Origin of the sequence: Streptomyces nanhaiensis, assembly GCF_046614825.1 — a bacterium.
Taxonomy (GTDB): domain Bacteria; phylum Actinomycetota; class Actinomycetes; order Streptomycetales; family Streptomycetaceae; genus Streptomyces; species Streptomyces radiopugnans.
This window is the reverse complement of sequence record NZ_JBKJFM010000118.1, coordinates 1-20,311: the sequence shown is the minus strand read 5'-3', so window position 1 is coordinate 20,311 and position 20,311 is coordinate 1. Positions and strand designations below refer to the sequence as shown.

At 74.6% G+C, this 20,311-nt stretch carries 19 protein-coding genes and 1 pseudogene; 13 read left to right on the top strand and 7 right to left on the bottom strand.

Annotated features, from left to right (window positions below):
* Positions 1 to 985: helicase-related protein (locus ACLIYP_RS22325; RefSeq protein WP_412714898.1), on the bottom strand; the 985-nt coding region annotated here is incomplete at its 3' end.
* Positions 986 to 1,051: 66 nt separating this feature from the next.
* The gene (locus ACLIYP_RS22320) at positions 1,052 to 1,870 is read right to left on the bottom strand and encodes a class I SAM-dependent methyltransferase (RefSeq protein WP_412714897.1); all 819 of its coding nucleotides are present in this window, start codon (positions 1,868 to 1,870) and stop codon (positions 1,052 to 1,054) included.
* Positions 1,871 to 2,290: 420 nt separating this feature from the next.
* Between ACLIYP_RS22320 and rpsA the strand changes: the two genes are divergently transcribed.
* From rpsA to ACLIYP_RS22300, 4 genes are all read left to right on the top strand, one after another.
* Complete coding sequence (gene rpsA, locus ACLIYP_RS22315; RefSeq protein ID WP_093655322.1) at positions 2,291 to 3,796, top strand: 30S ribosomal protein S1; 1,506 nt, start codon at positions 2,291 to 2,293, stop codon at positions 3,794 to 3,796.
* A gap of 252 nt (positions 3,797 to 4,048) precedes the next feature.
* The gene (locus ACLIYP_RS22310) at positions 4,049 to 5,026 is read left to right on the top strand and encodes a PAC2 family protein (protein ID WP_412714896.1); all 978 of its coding nucleotides are present in this window, start codon (positions 4,049 to 4,051) and stop codon (positions 5,024 to 5,026) included.
* Positions 5,027 to 5,150: 124 nt separating this feature from the next.
* Positions 5,151 to 5,756 (top strand): dephospho-CoA kinase, encoded by a 606-nt coding sequence (gene coaE / locus ACLIYP_RS22305; RefSeq protein ID WP_412714895.1) that lies wholly within the window; start codon positions 5,151 to 5,153, stop codon positions 5,754 to 5,756.
* Between the two features lie 268 nt (positions 5,757 to 6,024).
* Positions 6,025 to 6,396 carry a tetratricopeptide repeat protein gene (locus tag ACLIYP_RS22300; RefSeq protein WP_093655328.1) on the top strand — a complete coding sequence of 124 codons (372 nt, stop codon included), beginning with the start codon at positions 6,025 to 6,027 and terminating at the stop codon, positions 6,394 to 6,396.
* A 113-nt stretch (positions 6,397 to 6,509) separates the two neighbouring features.
* On the opposite strand, the gene ACLIYP_RS22295 is transcribed toward ACLIYP_RS22300, so the two are convergent.
* Positions 6,510 to 7,298: a hypothetical protein gene (locus ACLIYP_RS22295; RefSeq protein WP_412714894.1), complete on the bottom strand. Its 789-nt coding sequence runs from the start codon at positions 7,296 to 7,298 to the stop codon at positions 6,510 to 6,512.
* Positions 7,299 to 7,468: 170 nt separating this feature from the next.
* Here ACLIYP_RS22295 and ACLIYP_RS22290 point away from each other — a divergent pair, with 170 nt between their 5' ends.
* From ACLIYP_RS22290 to ACLIYP_RS22275, 4 genes are all read left to right on the top strand, one after another.
* On the top strand, positions 7,469 to 8,230 hold the full coding sequence (locus tag ACLIYP_RS22290) for an HNH endonuclease family protein (protein ID WP_412714893.1): 762 nt from the start codon (positions 7,469 to 7,471) through the stop codon (positions 8,228 to 8,230).
* Between the two features lie 113 nt (positions 8,231 to 8,343).
* A complete protein-coding gene (locus ACLIYP_RS22285; RefSeq protein WP_412714892.1) occupies positions 8,344 to 9,039 on the top strand; it encodes a S1 family peptidase in 696 nt (231 codons plus the stop codon).
* Between the two features lie 164 nt (positions 9,040 to 9,203).
* Positions 9,204 to 10,460, top strand: coding sequence for a hypothetical protein (locus ACLIYP_RS22280; protein WP_412714891.1), 1,257 nt, complete (start codon positions 9,204 to 9,206; stop codon positions 10,458 to 10,460).
* Positions 10,461 to 10,679: 219 nt separating this feature from the next.
* Positions 10,680 to 11,045: a hypothetical protein gene (locus ACLIYP_RS22275; RefSeq protein WP_412714890.1), complete on the top strand. Its 366-nt coding sequence runs from the start codon at positions 10,680 to 10,682 to the stop codon at positions 11,043 to 11,045.
* A 407-nt stretch (positions 11,046 to 11,452) separates the two neighbouring features.
* Here the strand turns inward: ACLIYP_RS22275 and ACLIYP_RS22270 are convergent.
* Positions 11,453 to 11,782, bottom strand: a pseudogene (locus ACLIYP_RS22270) (AIM24 family protein); the annotation flags it as partial.
* 110 nt (positions 11,783 to 11,892) lie between these two features.
* Here ACLIYP_RS22270 and ACLIYP_RS22265 point away from each other — a divergent pair.
* Positions 11,893 to 12,351 (top strand): type II toxin-antitoxin system PemK/MazF family toxin, encoded by a 459-nt coding sequence (locus ACLIYP_RS22265; protein ID WP_412714901.1) that lies wholly within the window; start codon positions 11,893 to 11,895, stop codon positions 12,349 to 12,351.
* 97 nt (positions 12,352 to 12,448) lie between these two features.
* Positions 12,449 to 13,165 carry a PIG-L deacetylase family protein gene (locus tag ACLIYP_RS22260; RefSeq protein WP_412714900.1) on the top strand — a complete coding sequence of 239 codons (717 nt, stop codon included), beginning with the start codon at positions 12,449 to 12,451 and terminating at the stop codon, positions 13,163 to 13,165.
* Between the two features lie 36 nt (positions 13,166 to 13,201).
* On the opposite strand, the gene ACLIYP_RS22255 is transcribed toward ACLIYP_RS22260, so the two are convergent.
* From ACLIYP_RS22255 to ACLIYP_RS22245, 3 genes are all read right to left on the bottom strand, one after another.
* Complete coding sequence (locus ACLIYP_RS22255; protein WP_412714899.1) at positions 13,202 to 14,509, bottom strand: MFS transporter; 1,308 nt, start codon at positions 14,507 to 14,509, stop codon at positions 13,202 to 13,204.
* 191 nt (positions 14,510 to 14,700) lie between these two features.
* Positions 14,701 to 15,270 (bottom strand): methylated-DNA--[protein]-cysteine S-methyltransferase, encoded by a 570-nt coding sequence (locus ACLIYP_RS22250; RefSeq protein ID WP_412714889.1) that lies wholly within the window; start codon positions 15,268 to 15,270, stop codon positions 14,701 to 14,703.
* 103 nt (positions 15,271 to 15,373) lie between these two features.
* Positions 15,374 to 16,414 (bottom strand): glycerophosphodiester phosphodiesterase, encoded by a 1,041-nt coding sequence (locus tag ACLIYP_RS22245; RefSeq protein WP_412714888.1) that lies wholly within the window; start codon positions 16,412 to 16,414, stop codon positions 15,374 to 15,376.
* 238 nt (positions 16,415 to 16,652) lie between these two features.
* Here ACLIYP_RS22245 and uvrB point away from each other — a divergent pair, with 238 nt between their 5' ends.
* The 3 genes from uvrB to ACLIYP_RS22230 form a co-directional block, all read left to right on the top strand.
* Positions 16,653 to 18,809, top strand: coding sequence for an excinuclease ABC subunit UvrB (uvrB, locus tag ACLIYP_RS22240; RefSeq protein WP_412714887.1), 2,157 nt, complete (start codon positions 16,653 to 16,655; stop codon positions 18,807 to 18,809).
* Between the two features lie 157 nt (positions 18,810 to 18,966).
* A complete protein-coding gene (locus tag ACLIYP_RS22235; protein ID WP_093655344.1) occupies positions 18,967 to 19,545 on the top strand; it encodes a TerD family protein in 579 nt (192 codons plus the stop codon).
* A gap of 125 nt (positions 19,546 to 19,670) precedes the next feature.
* Positions 19,671 to 20,311: TerD family protein (locus ACLIYP_RS22230; RefSeq protein ID WP_412714886.1), on the top strand; the 641-nt coding region annotated here is incomplete at its 3' end.

Below are 20,311 nucleotides of genomic sequence, written 5' to 3'. Positions count from 1 at the left end.
CGTGGTCGGTGCGCGGCTCGCGCGACAGCCCCGCGTCCACCACCACCCGCACCCCGGGCACCGTCAGGCTGGACTCGGCGACCGCCGTGGCCAGCACCACCCGCCGCCGCCCGGCCGAACCGGCCAGCACCGTGTCCTGGACGGCGGCCGGGGCCCGCCCGTGCACCTGGAGCACCTCGGCGCCGGCCGCGTCGCCCAGCACGGCCGCCACCCGGGCGATCTCCCCGGCCCCCGGCAGGAAGCACAGCACGTCGCCCTCCTCCTCCCGCAGCGCCCGGCGCACCACGTCCGCCACGTGCTCCAGCAGGACCGGATCCACCCATGTGCCGTGCGCGGGGCGCACCGGGCGGGGCCCGGCGGGAGGCGCCCACACCACCCGCACCGGGTGGGAGGCGCCGGGCGCCTCCACCACGGGGGCGTCCAGCAGCCGGGACCAGGCACCGGCGTCGGTGGTGGCCGAGGCGGCCACCAGCCGCAGCTCCGGCCGCAGCGCGGCGCGCACGTCCAGCAGGAAGGCGGCGGCGGTGTCCGCGTCCAGATGCCGCTCGTGGCACTCGTCCAGCACCACCGTGTCCACCCCGGGCAGCTCCGGGTCCCGCTGGAGCCGCTGGAGCAGCACCCCGGTGGTCACCACCTCCACCAGGCATCCGGGGCCGACCGCCCGCTCCCCGCGCACGGTGAACCCGACCCGCCCTCCGGCGCCCGGCCCGGCTCCCGCGCCGACGGTCTCGCCCAGCAGCCAGGCCATCCGCCGCGCCGCGGCCCGCACCGCGATCCGGCGCGGCTCGGCGACCAGCACACGCCGCACCGAAGCCCCCTGCCGAGGGCCGGCGAGCCCGGCCAGGGCGAGCGGCACCAAGGTGGTCTTGCCCGTGCCCGGCGGGGCGCACAGGACGGCCGCCCCGCTCGCGGCGAGGGCCTCCTCCAGCGCGGGCAGGACGGTGCGTACGGGCAACTGGCGCAGGGCGTCGGTCCGCGGGGGCATGCCCCCATCCTCGCAGCGCCCGGAAGACGTCCGGAGGATCCCCGGTCCGCTCGCCGGCCCTGCTCGCTAGTCCCGCTCGCAGACGAAGATCGCGGTGCCCGGGATCAGCCGGCCGCGCAGCGGCGACCAGCCGCCCCACTCCTGCCGGTTCCACCCGGGCCACTCCGGCTCCACCAGGTCCACCAGGCGGAATCCGGCGGCGACGAGGTCGCGCACCCGGTCGCCGAGGGTGCGGTGGTGCTCGACGTAGACGGCGCGCCCCCGCTCGTCCTGCTCCACGTAGGGCGTGCGGTCGAAGTAGGAGGCGGTGACCGCAAGCCCCTCGGCCCCCGGTTCGTCGGGGAAGGCCCAGCGGACCGGGTGCGTCACGGAGAACACCCACCGGCCGCCCGGCCGCAGGACGCGCCGCACCTCGCGCAGCACCCGCACCGGGTCCGCGACGAAGGGCAGCGCCCCGTACGCGGAGCAGGCCAGGTCGAAGGAGCCGTCGGCGAAGGGCAGCGCTCCGGCGTCGGCCTGCACCAGGGGGAAAGCGGGGACGGCCCCGTCGATGCGCAGCGCGTGCTGGAGCTGCCGGTGCGAGATGTCCAGGGCGACCGGGCGCGCCCCGCGCGCGGCCAGCCAGCGGGAGCACTGGGCCGCCCCCGCGCCGACCTCCAGCACCGAGCGGCCGGCCAGCTCCCCGGCCGGGCCCAGCAGGCCGGCCTCCTCCTCGTCCAGGCCCTCCGGGCCCCACACGAAGCGGTCGTCACCGAGGAAGCCGCCGTGCTCGCGCTGGTACTCGTCGGCGTTCCGGTCCCACCAGCCGCGGCTTGCCCGGCTGCTCTCGGCGGCGCCCGCGTCGCGGCGGGCGGCCTCCGGCTCTGGTTCGCTGTCCTGGTTCATCTCGCCCGTCGTCCTAGCCTTCGGTTCCGGCGCGCGGCCGGGTGAAGCGCCGGGTGCGGTGGCGGGGCCCTCGGGCCCGCCTCTCGGGGGTCCGGCGGGCCCCTGGAGAGGCGGGGACGGGACGGGGATCCGGCGACTTGTGCCGGATATGGGAGCAAAGTCCCGTGTGTCCTCGTTCGCGCATTGACCCTGCCCGGCTGCCCCCGTATGCTACAAGTTGCGCTGCGGGCCTGCGCGCCTCAGACGGAGCAGGTCGCGCTCGCATCTGTTGTATGTCCCCTCGGTTGTCGAGGTGCTCGTGGTTTCCTCGGAGATCTTCGGTGAAGCACCTCTCAGGCTGTCCGGCTTCGGCAGTGCGATACGGGCTCTCGGCGTAGCAGTACCTACGACTTCAATGTCCGTACCGGAGCCCTTTTCCACATGACGAGCAGCACCGAGACCACCGTGACCACCCCGCAGGTTGCGGTTAACGACATCGGTTCCGAGGAAGCCTTCCTCGCCGCGATCGACGAGACGATCAAGTACTTCAACGACGGCGACATCGTCGACGGCGTCATCGTGAAGGTCGACCGGGACGAGGTCCTGCTCGACATCGGCTACAAGACCGAAGGCGTCATCCCTTCCCGAGAGCTGTCGATCAAGCACGATGTCGACCCGAACGAGGTCGTCGCCGTCGGTGACGAGATCGAGGCCCTGGTCCTCCAGAAGGAGGACAAGGAGGGCCGCCTGATCCTCTCGAAGAAGCGTGCCCAGTACGAGCGGGCCTGGGGCACCATCGAGAAGATCAAGGAAGAGGACGGCATCGTCACCGGTACCGTCATCGAGGTCGTCAAGGGTGGTCTCATCCTCGACATCGGCCTCCGCGGCTTCCTTCCCGCCTCCCTGGTCGAGATGCGTCGTGTCCGCGACCTCCAGCCGTACGTCGGCAAGGAGCTCGAGGCCAAGATCATCGAGCTGGACAAGAACCGCAACAACGTGGTCCTCTCCCGCCGCGCCTGGCTGGAGCAGACCCAGTCCGAGGTCCGCCAGACCTTCCTCACCACCCTCCAGAAGGGCCAGGTGCGGTCCGGCGTCGTCTCCTCGATCGTCAACTTCGGCGCCTTCGTGGACCTGGGCGGCGTGGACGGTCTGGTCCACGTCTCCGAGCTGTCCTGGAAGCACATCGACCACCCCTCCGAGGTCGTCGAGGTCGGCCAGGAGGTCACGGTCGAGGTCCTGGACGTCGACATGGACCGCGAGCGCGTCTCCCTGTCGCTCAAGGCGACCCAGGAAGACCCGTGGCAGCAGTTCGCCCGGACCCACCAGATCGGCCAGGTCGTGCCCGGCAAGGTCACCAAGCTGGTGCCGTTCGGTGCGTTCGTCCGCGTCGACGAGGGCATCGAGGGCCTGGTCCACATCTCCGAGCTGGCCGAGCGCCACGTGGAGATCCCGGAGCAGGTCGTCCAGGTCAACGACGAGATCTTCGTCAAGGTCATCGACATCGACCTGGAGCGCCGCCGCATCAGCCTCTCGCTGAAGCAGGCCAACGAGTCCTTCGGCGCCGACCCGATGGCGGTCGAGTTCGACCCGACCCTGTACGGCATGGCCGCGTCCTACGACGACCAGGGCAACTACATCTACCCCGAGGGCTTCGACCCGGAGGCCAACGACTGGCTGCCGGGTTACGAGAAGCAGCGCGAGGAGTGGGAGCGCCAGTACGCCGAGGCGCAGCAGCGCTTCGAGCAGCACCAGGCGCAGGTGCTCAAGTCCCGCGAGGCCGACGCCCAGGCCGAGGCCGAGGGTGCCGGCGGCGGTGCCCCGCAGGGCGGCGGCGCCGGTGGTGGCGGCGGCTCGTACTCCTCGGAGTCGGGTGACAACTCCGGCGCCCTGGCGTCGGACGAGGCCCTGGCGGCCCTCCGCGAGAAGCTCGCGGGCGGTCAGAGCTGACCCGTCGGCCCACCGCGGCCGACACGACACGCGGTGACCCGCGGTAGTGCGTGAAGCAGGGCCCCCTCCCCGCCCGGGGAGGGGGCCCTGCGGCGTCCCCGCCCGGGACGCCGCAGGGCCCCGCCGCGGGAGACCGTGCCGGAGATGGCACGATGCGTTGCCGGAGAGGTCTTCCGGTCACCCGATCAGGGGAATGCGCATGCGGTGGCGGATGTTGCCGACAGACGGAAGCGACACGGAGGAGCGGCGAAGGTGCTGGACCCGCAGGGTTTGTACGCATGGGATCCGACCGGCCTGGCGGAGGCCGAGGCGGCCGTCGGCGAGCAGGACGGCGCCGGGCCCGTCATGCTCTACCACTTCGAGGGGTTCATCGACGCCGGCGAGACCGGCGGGCAGATCGTCGAGGGGCTGCTGGACCGCGGCCCGCGCACGACCGTCGCCCGCTTCGACGCGGACCGCCTCGTCGACTACCGCGCCCGCCGCCCGGTGATGACCTTCCGGCGCGATCACTGGGCGTCCTACGACACCCCCCGGCTGGAGCTGCGGCTGCTGCGGGACGGCACCGGCACTCCCTTCCTGCTGCTGTCCGGCCCCGAGCCGGACGTCGAGTGGGAGCGGTTCACGGCCGCCGTGCGCGAGATCGTCGAGCGGCTCGGCGTGCGGCTGTCCATCGGCTTCCACGGCATCCCCATGGGCGTGCCCCACACCCGTCCCGTCGGCCTCACCCCGCACGGCAACCGCCTGGACCTCACCCCCGCGCGGCAGAGCCCCTTCGACGAGGCGCAGGTCCCCGGCAGCGCCGCCTCGCTGCTGGAGCTGCGGCTGGCCGAGTCCGGCCACGACGTACTGGGCTTCGCCGCGCACGTCCCGCACTACGTGGCCCGCTCCACCTACCCCGAGGCCGCCCTGACCGTGATCGAGTCGATCACCGCGGCCACCGGCCTGGTGCTGCCGGAGATCACCCACGCGCTGCGCACGGACGCGCAGCGCGTGCGGGAGGAGATCGAGCGGCAGCTAGAGGAGGGGGACGGCGAACTGGTCGCGGTCGTCCGCGGACTGGAGCAGCAGTACGACGCCGTGGCCGGTGCCGAGACCCGCGGCAGCCTGGTCGCCGAGCCCGCCGAACTGCCCTCCGCCGAGGAGCTGGGGGAGGTCTTCGAGCGTTTCCTGGCCGAGCGCGAGAGCGGGGGCGAAGCCGGGGACGGGGACGCCGGCGGCCCCCGGCCCTGACCGGGGCCCGCCCGCGCTTGGGTAGGGTGACGGCAGCCGCCGCGGGCGACCCCGCGTGCGGCGCACGGCCCCGCCTCCTGGCGCGGGGCGGGGTGCGGGTACTGACACATGTGGAGGCGCGGCCATGCTCTCCGTGGGGCTGACGGGCGGAATCGGCGCGGGCAAGAGCGAGGTCTCGCGGCTGCTCGGCGAGTACGGCGCCGTGATCGTCGACGCCGACCGGATCGCCCGCGAGGTCGTCGAGCCGGGCACCGAGGGGCTCGCCGCGGTGGTCGCCGAGTTCGGCGAGGAGGTCCTCGCCCCGGACGGCACCCTGGACCGGCCCCGGCTCGGCTCGATCGTCTTCGGCGACCCGGAGAGGCTGAAGGCGCTCAACGCCATCGTCCATCCGCTGGTCGGGGCGCGCTCGGCCGAACTCCAGCGCGCGGCCGGCGAGGACGCGGTGGTCGTGCACGACGTACCGCTGCTGACGGAGAACGGTCTTGCGCCCCTGTACGACCTGGTGGTCGTCGTCGACGCCTCCCCGGCCACCCAGCTCGACCGCCTGGTGCGGCTGCGCGGCATGGACGAGCAGGACGCCCGGGGCCGGATGGCCGCCCAGGCGACGCGCGAGCAGCGGCTGGCGGTCGCGGACATCGTCATCGACAACGACGGCCCCCTGGAGAAGCTGGAGCCGCAGGTCGCCGAGGTCTGGCGGCGGCTGAGGGAACGCGCCGGCGGGCGGGCCTGAGCGGGCACGGACACGGGCCCGACGGGCACGGCCGGTGGTCCGCGGCCGCGGCGGTGCGCTTGACCGGTCCCGGCGCCGGGAAGAATCCCCCCGCCAGGGCGGACGGGAATACGCCCGTGCGGCGGCGCGTTGCCGTGGCGGTACACCACGACGTCAAGGGACGTCCCCGGACGTTCCGTGGCGCCCCCGGAACCACCATCCGTACCCGAAGGACCCGTGATCCCGCGGCCGGTGCGACGCGGCCGATCCCGGTCGAGGAGGCGTCGACGTGCACGAGACCACGCCCGAGACCCATGTCATCCAGTACCGCGCGGCGGAGCAGCTGCTGGCCGCCCGCGACCCCAGGGGTGCGCTGAAGCTCCTGGAGTCCGTCGTCACGGCCTTCCCGGAGAAGACCTCCGTCCGCCTGCTGCGTGCCCGCGCCTTCTTCCTCAGCGCCCAGCTGCGCGCCGCCGAGGAGGAGTTCCAGGTCGTCCTGGAGCGCGAGCCGGACAACTCCTTCGCGCACTTCGCCCTGGGCCGCACCCTGGAGCGCGCCGGCCGCGACGACGAGGCGCTGCGCCACTTCCGCCTGGCGGCGGCGCTGGACCCCCGGCCCGACTTCTGGGAGGCGGCCCGCTTCGGCGACCGCGCCGTCTGACCGCCGCCCGGGGCCTCCCGGAGGCCCGTTCGCCGGCCGCACGAACCCGCCCGCCGTGACACCCCCGCCCGCCGCGACACCACCTGATGCCGCGGCGGGCGGTCCGCGTTCCCTCACCGGTCCGCCCCCCGGGGCATCCCCAGCCCCAGCGAGCCGGTCATGAAGAAGGCCCCCTCCACCCAGCGGCCGGCCCACCGGTCCGGCGCCGGCGCGTGCGGGAGCTGGGCGTCTGCGGCGGCGACGTCCACCTCGATCCCGCCGAGCGTCCGCACCCTCAGACGGTGGAAGACCTCGCCGCTGATCTCGCTCTCGGTGCGCTCGGCGGCCACCACGCCGCCCGCGAACAGGGCGTGCGCCACGGGCGCCCACTCCCGGCCCGCGTCGTCGGGGCGGAACAGCCCGGAGGGGATGAGGTACTCCGGTGCGAACCCCGGCTCGCGCTCCCGCTGCGCCGCGTCGTACGCGGCCCGGTCCTGGTACAGGTCGATCCGCTCTGCGAGCGCGCTCAGCCGCACCAGCCCCTCGGTGGGCGCGCCGCCCTCCCGCCGTCCCAGCGCACGCAGCTCCGCGCGGTCGGTCAGCTCCACCGGCAGCGGGCACAGCATCCGCCCGCCCTCGCCGTCCAGCAGCTCCATGTGCGCGACCCCTCTGGGGGCCAGGGCGATGCCGCGCACCGGCACCGGCGCTCCCCGCGGCACCAGGGCGGGCAGGACGTATACCGGCGAACCCTCGCCGTCGATCTCCAGTTCGACGCGCGCGCCGCCCGCGCCGGTCCACACCACCCGCACCGCGCCCCCGCCGACGGGCTCCGCACGGCCGAGGGCGTACAGTCGCCGCAGCAGTTCGCCGTACTCCCGCCTGTCGCCCACCTCGAGGCCGATGGCTCCGAAGTGACTGGTCATGAGGTACCCCCGTGGGATCGATCGGCTTCGACAGCCCCCTACCGTCCTCCGCCCCGCGGGGGAGGGCAATCGGATTTCGCCCGGGGCGCCGGGGAAGGATGGACGGTGGGCCGGCGCCGTCCGCGGCGGCGGGCCCGCCGCACACACCCGCCCCGACCCCTGGACAGCCCGTGCCGATACGAGACCTCCGCCCGCTTCCCGCCGCCGCCCTCGCGCTGAGCGCCGCCCTGTTCCTGGCGGGCTGCGAGTCGATCGACCTCGAAGACCCCTCCCCGGGAACGGAGTCCGGCGCGTCCGCCGGACGCGCCGTCAGCCCGCTGGAGAACGAGGACGGCACCGGGCCGGGACTGGCACCCGTCCCCTCCGCGGACCGGGCCAGGGCCCGCGAGATCGTCTCGGAGCCGGCGACCAAGGGGCGCGGGCCCAGGACGGGCTACGACCGGGACGAGTTCGGCTACGCGTGGATGGACACGGCCGACGGGGTGCCGCTGGCGCGCAACGGCTGCGACACCCGCAACGACCTGCTCGCCCGCGACGGCGAGGAGTTGCGGTTCCGCTCCGGCTCCGACTGCGTGGTCGTCTCCATGACGCTGGCCGATCCGTACACGGGCAAGGAGATCGCCTGGAAGAAGCAGGACGCCGCCGAGGTGCAGATCGACCACGTGGTGCCGCTGTCGTACGCCTGGCAGATGGGCGCCGCGCGCTGGCCGGAGGACAAGCGCGAGCGGTTCGCCAACGACCCGCTGAACCTGCTGCCGGTCGAGGGCCGCGCCAACTCGGCCAAGGGCGACTCCGGTCCGGCCTCCTGGCTGCCGCCCGGCAAGGCGATCCGCTGCGCCTACGCGGTGCGGTTCGCGCAGGTCGCCCTGGAGTACGAGATGCCGGTGACGGCCGCGGACAAGGAGACGATGCTGCGGCAGTGCGGGGGCTGAGGCCCGCGGCGCGGGGCGGGGGAGCTGGGCGGGCGGTCTGGCGGGAGCGGGCGGTCTTCCGCAGCATGGGGTGACGACAGCATCCGCCGGCACCGCCCGCACCGGGAGGAACCATGAGACGCCCACCCGTTCCCGTGACCGTCCTGGCGGCACTGGCCGCCCTCGCCGCCGTGCTCCTCGCCGCCCCGGCGGCCCTTGCCGCCCCCGCCCCGGCCGCCTCGGCGGCGCCGACCGCCGTGCGCGGCGGCGACGTGCTGTACGGGGGCGACGGCCGCCGCTGCACGGTGGCCTTCAACGCCCGCGGCGATGACGCGTACTACGGCCTCGTCGCGGGCCACTGCGTGGGCGGGGCGACCACCTGGTACGCCGACGCGGCGCGGACCGTGCCGGTCGGCACCACCGCGGGCAGCAGCTTTCCCGGCGACGACCACGGGATCATCCGCTACACCAACACCTCCCTGTCCTACCCTCCGGAGGTGAACCTGGGCGGCGGGACCGTCCGGAGCATCACCGGAGCCGCCGCCCCCCGCGTGGGCCAGTCCGTCTGCCATGCGGGCCGGACCGGCGGGCTGCGCTGCGGCACGGTCACCGCGGTCAACGTCACGGTCAACTACGGGGGCGGCGCAGTTCACGGACTGTTCAGGTCGAACGCCTGCTCGGAGCCGGGCGACGCCGGCGGCCCCGCCTTCTCGGGCGGCACGGCCCTCGGCATCATCGTGGGCGGCAGCGGCAACTGCGCCTACGGCGGCGGCACGTACTACCAGCCGGTCGTCGAGGTCCTGGCCGCGTACGGGCTGAGCATGCGCTGAACGCCGGCGGAGCGTTCCGGCGGAGGGCCCCCGCGGCGCGGACGGGCCGGCGGATTCCCTCCAGGCGTACTTGGCAGGGGCCGCGACGCCTTCTAGTTTGACGGTGTCCATTCAAATCGGGGGTGTCGTCGCAGGCGGTGCCTCCGGCTGCCGAGGAGGACCGCGTGTTCGGCTACCGCATGTTCGGCCGGAGAAGATCCGGAGCCCGGCGGACCGCCGGCGTCACCACCGCTGTGCTGACCCTGGCGGGAGCGCTGTCCATGGCCGCCCCGGCGGGGGCCGCCTCCGCCGACCGGCGGGACGCCGGTCCGGAGGCGGCCGTCGCCGAGCGCCTCGCCGAACGCGGGCGCGCCGAGATCGGAGCCGCGGCCGCGCACGACACCACGCGCGTCAACGTCACCCGCGGCGCGGGAGGGTGGGCCTTCGGCACGGCCGTGCTGGCGACCGAGCCCGGCTCGGAGCGGATGCCCAGGGGCTGGCTGTTCCACGCCGAGCGGGAGGGCGGGACGTGGCGGGTCGCTCTCGAGGGCGAGGAGCGGTTCGCCGAGCTCTCCCGGCGCTCCCCGCTGGTCAAGGCCGAGGAGAGGCCCCTGTTCGCCCGGCTCGACGGCCGGCGGGCGAAGCCCTCCGAGGAGGGCGGCCGGGACGGCGGCGGGGCGGTCGTGTACGGCGCCGGCGACTACCGCACCGGTATGGCGCTGCCGACGACCGTCGGCGCCGGCACGGTCATGACCAGCGGCCCGCACGGCTGGAGCGGCAGCGCGGCGCCGTGGAGCTCGCTGGACTTCGCCGGCGGCGACGAGGTGGTGCGCGCGGCCCGGCAGGGCACGGCCTACACCATGTGCCGGGGCTGGATCAGGGTCGTCCACGACCGCGGCTACGCCACGGACTACTACCACCTGTGGAACAACATCAACACCAACGGCGGCTGGGTCGGCGCCGGCGCCTTCCTCGGCCACACGGGCACGGACGTCACCTGCGGCGGCGCCGCCTACGGCCGCCACGTCCACTTCGGCCTGATCCAGAACGGCTCGTACATCCCGGTGGCGGGCCACAACCTGGGCAAGTGGGTGATCTACAACGGCTCCGCCGCCTACCAGGGCTCGGCGATGCACGGCAGCCGGCGGGTGAACGCCGGCGGGACCCTGTACAACTACGGCGCGCTGGGCCTGAACCAGGCGGTGGTCGACGCGAACGGGGGCACGTACGTCAACAAGCGCACCGGCCCCGGGACCGGTTACGCGGTCTCGGGATCAGCCGCGGACGGAGCCACGGTCACCGTCTCCTGCTCCGCCAACGGCACCGCGCACACCGGCCGCTACGGCACCACGAGCCTGTGGAACAGGCTGAGCGACGGCACCTGGATCAGCGACGCCTATGTGTGGTCGGGCGTCAACGGCCCGGTCAGCGGATGGTGCTGAGGCCCCCCGTCCGCCGCACCGCCGCAGGGGGCGCCTCGTCGCGGTCGTAGACGGCGTACGCCGACAGACGCCCGGACGGGGAGACGAACTGACCGACTTTCCCGGAGGGGCGGCCGTATCCCCGCGCACCGCCGTCGCCGCGGTGACGGCGGGGGTACCGTGCGTCGCCGAACGAGCGGACTGGAGGCGGGGGTCGTGGGCACGACACGGCGAACGGTTGTGACCGCACTGGTGGCGGCCGGTGTGCTGCTGCTGGGCGGCTGCGGTCGGACGGACGGCAACGGGGGACCGGACGGCGCCGCCGCCGGTGAGGCCGGTGCCGGCGACCGGTCCGTCCCCCCGGAACTGGTGGGCAGTTGGAGCACCGACCGGTCCGTCAACTTCGACACCACCGTCTTCAGCTTCTACGAGGACGGCGTCTTCACCCGGGAGGTCGGCACGGCCAGGGCCACGGGCCGCTACGAGGTCAGGGACAGCACGCTCGTGACCTTCCCCGAGGAGGGGAAACCCAAGGCGTACACCTGGCGGACGGGAGAGGGCGGCTGCCTGTACCTCGACGACGTCCGGCACTGCCCGTACTCCTGAGCCCGTACCCCCGGGGACGGCCCGGCACGGCGGGGCGCCGCACGCGCGGCGCCCCGCCCGGCCGTCGCGCGCGGCGGTCAGTGGGACACGGGCGGCGGAGGAGGCGGCAGGTGGCCGCACAACCGCGGGCAGGCGACCGTCCGTCCGGACCCGGCCCTGACCGGCGGGCGCCCGGCGTGCTCCCTCCCGGTCGCCGGACGGCACCGCGCCCGGAGCGGGTGCCGGTGGAGGGATCCGTTGAAGCAGCAGAGCCTGTGCGGTGACGCGGACGGAAAGCGGGGGGAAGGCAACACCCTCACACCGTATCGGCCCCTGCCCTCTTCCGGGCGTGCCGTGTGAGTACCGGCACACCCGCCCCGCGGCGCACGGGACAGACGCCGCGTCAGCAGGCCGCGCCGTAGGGCCCGTCAGCCGGACGCCTGGCCGCCCGGACGCGACTGGCTCGGCCGCACGACCACGAACCCGTATCCGTCCAGGCTGAGTTGGACCGCCTCGCCGGAACCGCCGCGGATCATCGAGCCGAAGCTCTGCGAGCGGCGCAGCGAGGTGCTCAGCCGGGCGCTCCGGCCGACGACCGCGTCGGTGTCCACGAAGACCGGGGCGCCGGGGGAGACGGGGATGACGACGGGGGTGCCCTCGCACACCACGCCCAGCCTGCCCTCCTTGGTGAAGACGCTGTTGAACAGGCCGCCGCCGGCCATGCCGGCGCCCTTGACCATGTTCTCGGAGGCGGAGAGATCGCTGCGCACGGACGCATGCTCCCCAGGACCCCGCGGCCCGCCAAGGCGCCGCGCTCGGCCCGGCCGGCGGCCGGCGGCGGCGGTGCCGATAGCGTGTGCCCATGGCGATGGACGAGTTGAGGGCGGCCGACGGGCCCGGGGCCGCTCCGGGGAGCCGGGGGCCGACCGCGACGACACAGGCGCGGGCGGACGAGGTGGGCGCCGTGCGGACGGTCTACGCGCCCGATCCGGACGGCGACCCCGACCCCGGTGAGATCGTCTGGACCTGGGTGCCGTACGAGGAGATGGACGGACGGGGCAAGGACCGGCCCGTCCTGGTCGTGGCGCGCGAGGCGGCCGGCACCCTGCTGGCCGTCCAGCTCTCCAGCAGGCGGCGCGAGGGCGAGCACGACTGGGTGCCGCTCGGCTCCGGCCCCTGGGACCGCTCCGGGCGCGACTCGTGGGTGGACCTGGACCGGGTGCTGCGCGTCCATCCGCAGGGGATGCGGCGCGAGGCGTGCGCGCTGGACCGGGCGAGGTTCAACCGGGTCGTGCACAGCCTCCAGCGGCGGTACGGCTGGCGCTGACCCGGGCGCATACTGGCCCGGTACGGCACAACCGACTCACAGCGCTGCCGCGAAGGAGGCCACCGTGGACGCCACCGTGGACGGTCGGCTCGAACCCATGCCCGAGGACTGGAGCCGCGCGCTCGCCATCGTCGCGCACCCCGACGACCTGGAGTACGGCGCCGCCGCCGCGATCGCGCGGTGGACCGCCGCCGGGCGGGAGGTCGCCTACCTGCTGGTGACCCGGGGCGAGGCCGGGATCGACACCATGGAGCCCGAGCGGGCGGCCCGGGTGCGGGAGGCGGAGCAGCGGGCGAGCGCGGCCGTGGTCGGAGTGGAGAGGGTGGAGTTCCTGGACCACCGGGACGGGGTCGTCGAGGAGGGCGTCGCCCTGCGCCGCGACCTGACCGCCGCGATCCGCCGCCACCGCCCCGAACTGGTCGTCACCCTCAACCACCACGAGACCTGGGGCGGCGTCAACTGGAACACCCCCGACCACCGGGCCGTCGGCCGCGCGGTGCTGGACGCGGCCGGGGACGCCGGCAACCGCTGGATCTTCACCGACCTGGCCGACCGGGGCCTGGAGCCCTGGGACGGGGTGCGCTGGGTGGCGGTCGCGGGGTCGCCGCAGCCGACGCACGCCGTGGAGGTGACGGAGGACGACGTGGACCGGGCCGTCGCCTCGCTCGCCGAGCACCGCGCGTACATCGGGGCGCTCAGCGACCGGGAACCCGCCGAGTACGCCCGTGAGTTCGTCACCGGCGTGGTGGACATGCCCGCCGAACGCACCGGCGGGCGGCGGGCCGTGGCCTTCCAGGTGTACCCGAGGGGATGACCGGCGCGCCCGGCCCGCGCGCCGCGGCGGGGCCTGTCACCGGCCGTCCGGGGCCGGCGGGCGCAGGCCCCGGCGCAGGCTCTGGCGCAGGGCGAGCGCGGCGACCGGCAGGAGCAGGGCCGCGCCCATCGCGTTGAGCCAGCCGTAGCCCGCCTGCGCGACGACCAGGCCGGCGAGCGCGCCGCCCGCGCCCGCCGCGGCGTTCATCGACAGGTCGGACAGCCCCTGTACGGCCGGGCGGGCGGCCTGCGGCACCGAGTCGGTGAGCAGGGTGGAACCGCCCACCAGCCCAGCCGACCAGCCCAGCCCCAGGAGGAACAGGCCCGCGGCGCTCCGGAGATGGTCGCCGTCGGCCGTGCCGGCGACCAGCGCCGCGCACGCCAGCAGCGCGACGCCGACGGAGATCACGGAGATGCGGCCGATGCGGTCGCACAGCCGGCCCATCAGCGGGGAGAAGGCGTACATGCCCGCGATGTGGACGCTGATCACCAGGCCGATCAGCTCGATGCCGGCGCCGTGGTGGCCGAGGTCCACCGGGGTCATCACCATGATCGAGACCATGGTGGTGTGGGAGCCCGCGACGGCCACCAGGGCCAGCCGGGCCCTCGGCGAGGCGGCCACGGCGAGGAGCCCGGCCCGCAGCGAGCGGCTCTCGGCGGACGCCGGGGCGTCCCGGTCGGCGGCTGCCAGCGCGCGGGCGGTGAGCAGGGGATCGGGCCGCAGCAGGACGAACACCAGCGCCGCGGCCAGCAGGAAGACGCCCGCGCCCCACAGGAACGGGCCCGCCGCCTCGGGAACGCCCAGGCCCCTGACGCTCCGCCCGGCCGGGGCGGCGATGTTCGGACCGAGGACCGCGCCGACGGTCGTGGCCCACACCACCGTGGAGATGGCCCGCCCGCGGTGGGCGGGCTCGGCGAGGTCGGCGGCGGCGAAACGGGCCTGGAGGTTGGCGGCGGAGCCCGCGCCGAAGGCCGCCGTGCCCAGCAGCAGGAGGGGGAAGCTGCCCAGGGCGGCGGCGAGCACCACCACACCTCCGCCCACAGCGCCGACCAGGTAGCCCAGGGTGAGGCCCGCGCGGCGGCCGCGCGCCGCCGTCAGGGCGGCGAACGGCAGGGACAGCACGGCCGTGCCCAGCACCGAAGACGTCATCGCCAGGCCGGACAGCCCCTCGGAACCGCTGACCTCCTCGGCCAGCACGGCGGCCAGCGCGATGCCCGTGGCCACGCCCAGCCCGCCCAGGATCTGGCCGGCCACGAGCACGGCGGTGGTGCGGCGGCGCAGCGCGGCCAGGTCGTCCCCGCGGGGGACCGCGGCGGTACCGCGGGCGGCGGGGGGACCGGGTATGCCCGAGGGCCCGTCAGGCGCGTCGGCGGTTTGGGAGGTGTCCTTCACGAGGGGAAGTCTGCCAGCCGCAGGCGGCCGGGGGGCCGGGCGGGAGGTGCGCGGGAGGCGAGGTTCGCCCCAGGGGGAACCGGGGCAGGGGCCCGCGCTCGGGGTCCTGCGGCAGTCCTGAGGGCGGGCCCGGAGCGCGGTGCTCAGAACAGCGGTGCCGGAAGGACCCCCTCCAGCGCGAGCAGCGCCCGCTTGGTCTCCAGCCCGCCGCCGAAACCGCCGAGCCCCCCGCCGCTCTCCACCACCCGGTGGCAGGGGACCACGACCGGCAGCGGGTTGGACCCCATGGCGACGCCCACCGCGCGGGCCGCGCCCGGCTCGCCGACGCGGTCGGCCAGCGTCCGGTAGCCGACGGTGCTGCCGTACGGCACGGAGGCGGCCAGCGTCCGCAGCACCCGCCCGTTGAACCCGGAGGTCAGGGACCAGTCCAGGGGCAGGGAGAACTCCCGCAGCCCGCCGCGGAAGTACGCGTCCAGCTCCCGGGCCGCCTCGGCCAGGACCGGATCGTCCCCGCCGTCACCGCCGGGAGCCGGCTCGGTGCCCAGCCGCGCCGCGAGCCGGGCAAGGGACCGGCGCACCGTCCGCTCCCCGGCGTGGAAGACGACGCTCACCAGCCCCCGGCCGGTCGCCGCGAGCAGCAGCGGGCCGATCGGGGTGCCCCGTACGGTCCAGACCGGGGCCGCGGTGGCGCCCTCGGCCGATGTCTCGGTCATGGGGCGAGTCTACGGAGGCCGCCTCCCGCCGCGGGCCGGTGTGCGCGCACCGGCCCGCGGCGGGTACTGCGGCCGGGGTGGCAGGCCGGCCGGGCGGCAGAGGTCAGGAGACCCCCGCCTCCCGGGCCGCCTCCCGCGCTTCCTCCCGCGCCTCTTCCCGGGACTCCTTCCGCGCCTCCTCGCGGGCCGCCTCCGGCGAGTCCTCCCGCCCACCGTCCCGGGCGGCGTTCCCGGCGCCGGCCCGGGTGGCGTCCCGGACGACGTCCGGGTAGTTGGAGATGATCCCGTCCACTCCCATGGCGGCGACCCGGCGGGCCGCCTCCGCGCTGTTCACCGTCCAGGTGAAGACCTCCAGCGGCCTGCCGTGGGGGCCCTTCAGGGCGTGGACCTGCCGCACGTACTCCTCGGTCAGGGTGGTGTGGGGCGGGTTGATCTGGTCGCTGAACCGCGCGTACCGCGGCAGCTCCTCGACGGCGGGGGTGCCCAGGAAGCCGGTCCTGACGGCCGGCGCCTGCTCGTGCACGGCCCGCACCGAGTCGGCCCCGAAGCTCTGGATGACCAGCTTGCTCCGCACGTGCCGCCGGTCCAGCCAGCCCTCGCTGCGCAGCTCGCCCAGGATGTCGGCCTCGATGCCCGGGTAGAGCTCGGGCCGCTTGATCTCCAGCAGCAGGTTCTGGCCGGTGCGGTCCAGGTGCCGCAGGTACTGCTCCAGGGTGGGCACCCGCTCGCCCGCGTACAGCGGGTCGAACCAGCCTCCCGCGTCCAGCTGGGCGATCTCGGCGGCGGTGAAGTCGGCGACCCTCCAGGGCGCGCGGTCGGGGAAGACCTCCTCGACGTCCGTGGTGCGGCTCAGGGTGGCGTCGTGCATCACGACGAGTTCGCCGTCCCTGGTGCGCTGCACGTCGTTCTCCACCCATCTGATGTCCAGGGCGCGGGCGGCGTCGACGGCGGCCAGGGTGTTCTCGGGCGCGTAGCCGGAGGCCCCGCGGTGCGCGATCGGGACGGGCGCCCCTGCCGCCGGTGCGGCCTTCGGCGCGGCTTCCGGTGCGGCCTGCGGGGCGGCCTGGGCGGGGACGGCCGTCAGGACGAGCGCGCACAGGCCGGCGAGTGAACCGGTGACGGTGGCAGCGGGGCGTAGGGACACGGGGGACTCCTCACGTCTTCGGTGCGCTGACCCCAGAAGCATTCCGGCATCGGCGGCCGGTTACATGGGCGGGAAGTGGACAGAACCTGAACGCTTCACGGAAAGCCCTCCCGCCGGTGGCGGGCCGGGCCGTGTCCGGGCCGTGTCCGGGCTGGGGCCCGGTCGCGCCCGGGTGGCGCTCCGGCCGGGGCCCGGAAGCCGGCCCCGGTTGTCAGCGGGGGGACGTAACGTGGTGGACATGCGGCCCCAGACCCAGATCGAACGCAGGACGGCGCCCTTCGAGGTCGTCAGCCCCTACCGGCCCAGCGGCGACCAGCCGGCGGCCATCGACGAGCTGGCCAGGCGCGTCACGGCAGGCGAGAAGGACGTCGTCCTGCTGGGTGCGACCGGCACCGGCAAGTCGGCGACCACCGCGTGGATGATCGAGAGGCTCCAGCGGCCGACTCTGGTGATGGCGCCGAACAAGACGCTCGCCGCCCAGCTCGCCAACGAGTTCCGCGAGCTCCTGCCGAACAACGCCGTCGAGTACTTCGTGTCGTACTACGACTACTACCAGCCCGAGGCGTACGTCCCGCAGACGGACACCTACATCGAGAAGGACTCCTCCATCAACGAGGAGGTCGAGCGGCTGCGCCACAGCGCGACGAACTCGCTGCTCACCCGGCGCGACGTCGTCGTGGTCGCCTCCGTCTCGTGCATCTACGGCCTGGGCACGCCGCAGGAGTACGTCGACCGGATGGTGCCGCTGAGGGTCGGCGAGGAGATCGACCGGGACACGCTGCTGCGCCGCTTCGTCGACATCCAGTACACCCGCAACGACATGGCGTTCACCCGCGGCACCTTCCGGGTGCGCGGCGACACGGTCGAGATCCTCCCGGTTTACGAGGAGCTGGCCGTCCGCATCGAGATGTTCGGCGACGAGATCGAGGCCCTCTCCACGCTCCACCCCCTCACCGGCGAGGTCGTCTCCGAGGACCGGGAGCTGTTCGTCTTCCCCGCCTCGCACTACGTCGCGGGCCCCGAGCGCATGGAGCGGGCCATCGCGGGGATCGAGGCGGAGCTGGAGGAGACCCTCGCCCGCATGGAGAGGCAGGGCAAGCTGCTGGAGGCGCAGCGGCTGCGGATGCGGACGACGTACGACATCGAGATGATGCGGCAGATCGGCACCTGCTCCGGCATCGAGAACTACTCGCTGCACATCGACGGCCGCGAGAAGGGCTCCCCGCCGCACACCCTGCTCGACTACTTCCCCGACGACTTCCTGCTGGTCATCGACGAGTCCCACGTCACCGTCCCGCAGATCGGCGCCATGTACGAGGGCGACGCATCGCGGAAGCGGACCCTGGTCGACCACGGTTTCCGGCTGCCGTCCGCGATGGACAACCGTCCGCTGAAGTGGGAGGAGTTCCTGGAGCGCATCGGGCAGACGGTCTACCTGTCGGCGACACCGGGGCAGTACGAGCTGTCGCGCTCCGACGGCGTGGTGGAGCAGATCATCCGCCCCACCGGCCTGGTCGACCCGGAGGTCGTGGTCAAGCCCACCGAGGGCCAGATCGACGACCTGGTGCACGAGATCCGCACCCGCACCGAGAGGGACGAGCGCGTCCTGGTCACCACGCTGACCAAGAAGATGGCCGAGGACCTGACCGACTACTTCCTGGAACTGGGCATCCAGGTCCGCTACCTGCACAGCGACGTGGACACCCTGCGCCGGGTGGAGCTGCTGCGCGAACTGCGCGCCGGCGAGTACGACGTGCTGGTCGGCATCAACCTGCTGCGCGAGGGCCTGGACCTGCCGGAGGTCTCGCTGGTGGCCATCCTCGACGCCGACAAGGAGGGATTCCTGCGCTCGGGCACCTCCCTGATCCAGACCATCGGCCGTGCGGCGCGCAACGTCTCGGGCCAGGTGCACATGTACGCCGACAAGATCACCCCGGCGATGGCCAAGGCCATCGACGAGACCAACCGGCGCCGGGCCAAGCAGATCGCCTACAACGAGGCGAACGGCATCGACCCGCAGCCCCTGCGCAAGAAGATCGGCGACATCGTGGCGACGATCGCGCGCGAGGAGGTCGACACCCGGGAGCTGCTGGACAGCGGCTACCGCAAGGCGGGCGCGGGAGAGGAGCGCCGGGCCAAGGCACCGGTGCCCGACCTCGGCCGCGCGGCCGGCGGGGACGGCGACGGCGCACGGGGCGGGGGCGGCAGGGGCCGCGGGGCCGCCCGGCCCACCGACCGGCCCGCCGCCGAACTGGCCGAGCTCATCGAGGAGATGACCGAGCGCATGCGGGCCGCGGCGGCCGAGCTGAAGTTCGAGGTGGCCGCCCGGCTGCGCGACGAGGTCGGCGAACTGAAGAAGGAGCTGCGGCAGATGAAGGAGGCGGGCCTGCGGTGATGTGAGGCGATGCGGGGCGGCAGGACCGTGCGGAAGTGTTGCAGGAACGACACAAAGGCCGCCCGCCCCGTCCGCGCCGCCGACGGCGGTGCGTAGGGTTCGTGGCAGTCGCCGGAGACGGCGGCCGATCGCAACGGCTGGAAAGAGGGGAACGCACGTGACGGTCAACTTGTCCAAGGGACAGGCGATCAGCCTGCAGAAGTCCGACGGGGGCACCCTGACCGCGGTGCGGATGGGGCTCGGCTGGCAGGCGGCTCCCCGCCGCGGCCTGTTCGGCCGGCGCACCCAGGAGATCGACCTGGACGCCTCGGCCGTGCTCTTCGCCGGGCAGCAGCCCGTGGACGTCGTCTTCTTCCGCCACCTGGTGAGCGACGACGGCTCCGTGCGCCACACCGGCGACAACCTCGTCGGCGGGGCCGGGCAGGGGGGCGACGACGAGGCGATCCTGGTGGACCTCCAGCGGGTCCCGGTCCACATCGACCAGATCGTCTTCACCGTGAACTCCTTCACCGGCCAGACCTTCGCCGAGGTGCAGAACGCCTTCTGCCGGCTGGTGGACGAGACGAACGGACAGGAGCTGGCGCGCTACACCCTCACCGGCGGCGGCCAGTACACCGCGCAGATCATGGCCAAGGTCCACCGTCAGGGCGACGGCTGGCAGATGACCGCCCTGGGCACCGCGGCCAACGGCCGCACCTTCCAGGACCTGATGCCCTCGATCACCCCCCTGCTGTAGCAGGCGGGGCACGGCCGCGGGGAGGCCGCAGGGGGCGGGTCCGCGGGCACCGCGTCCGGCCGGGGGCGCCGGGGCGCCGGGGCGCGGTGGAGCACGGCAGAACACACGCAGGAGGGGGCGCGGCGATGGCGGCCGAACTGGTCCGGGGGCAGAACCATCCACTGCCCGGGAGCCGTCTGGAGATCCGGGTGTCCGCGGGAGGACCGGTCATGGCCGGGGCCACGCTGGGCGACGAGGACGGGCGGCTGCGCGAACCCGGCTGGATCGCCCACCCCGCCTCCCCCCGCCTGCCCGGCCTGGAGGTCTCGCGGCAGGCCGCCGCCGACCACCGGATCGCGGTGGACCTGGAGGCGCTCCCCGAGGCCGTCCACCGGGTCAACGTGCTGCTCGCCCTGCCCACCGGTGCCGGCGGGCCGCTCTCCTTCGGAGCGACGGCCGCCCCCGTCGTGGCCGTCACCGGCCCGGACGGCACCGGGATCGCCGGCTACACCATCACCGGGCTCGGCACCGAGTCCGCCGTCGTCGCGGTGGAGCTCTACCGCCGGCGGGGCGCCTGGAAGGTACGCGCGGTGGGCCAGGGCTACGCGGGCGGGCTCGCCGCCATGCTGGAGGACCAGGGGCTGCCCCGGGCGCGCGAGCTGGCCGCCGCCGTCGAGGAGGCCGTCGCCTCCGGGGCGGCCCGCTCCGTGGCACCGCCTCCGGCCCGTACCGGGGGCGAGGACCGCGGCCGGCGCGCCGCCGGCGACCGGGTGCGGCTGACCCCGCA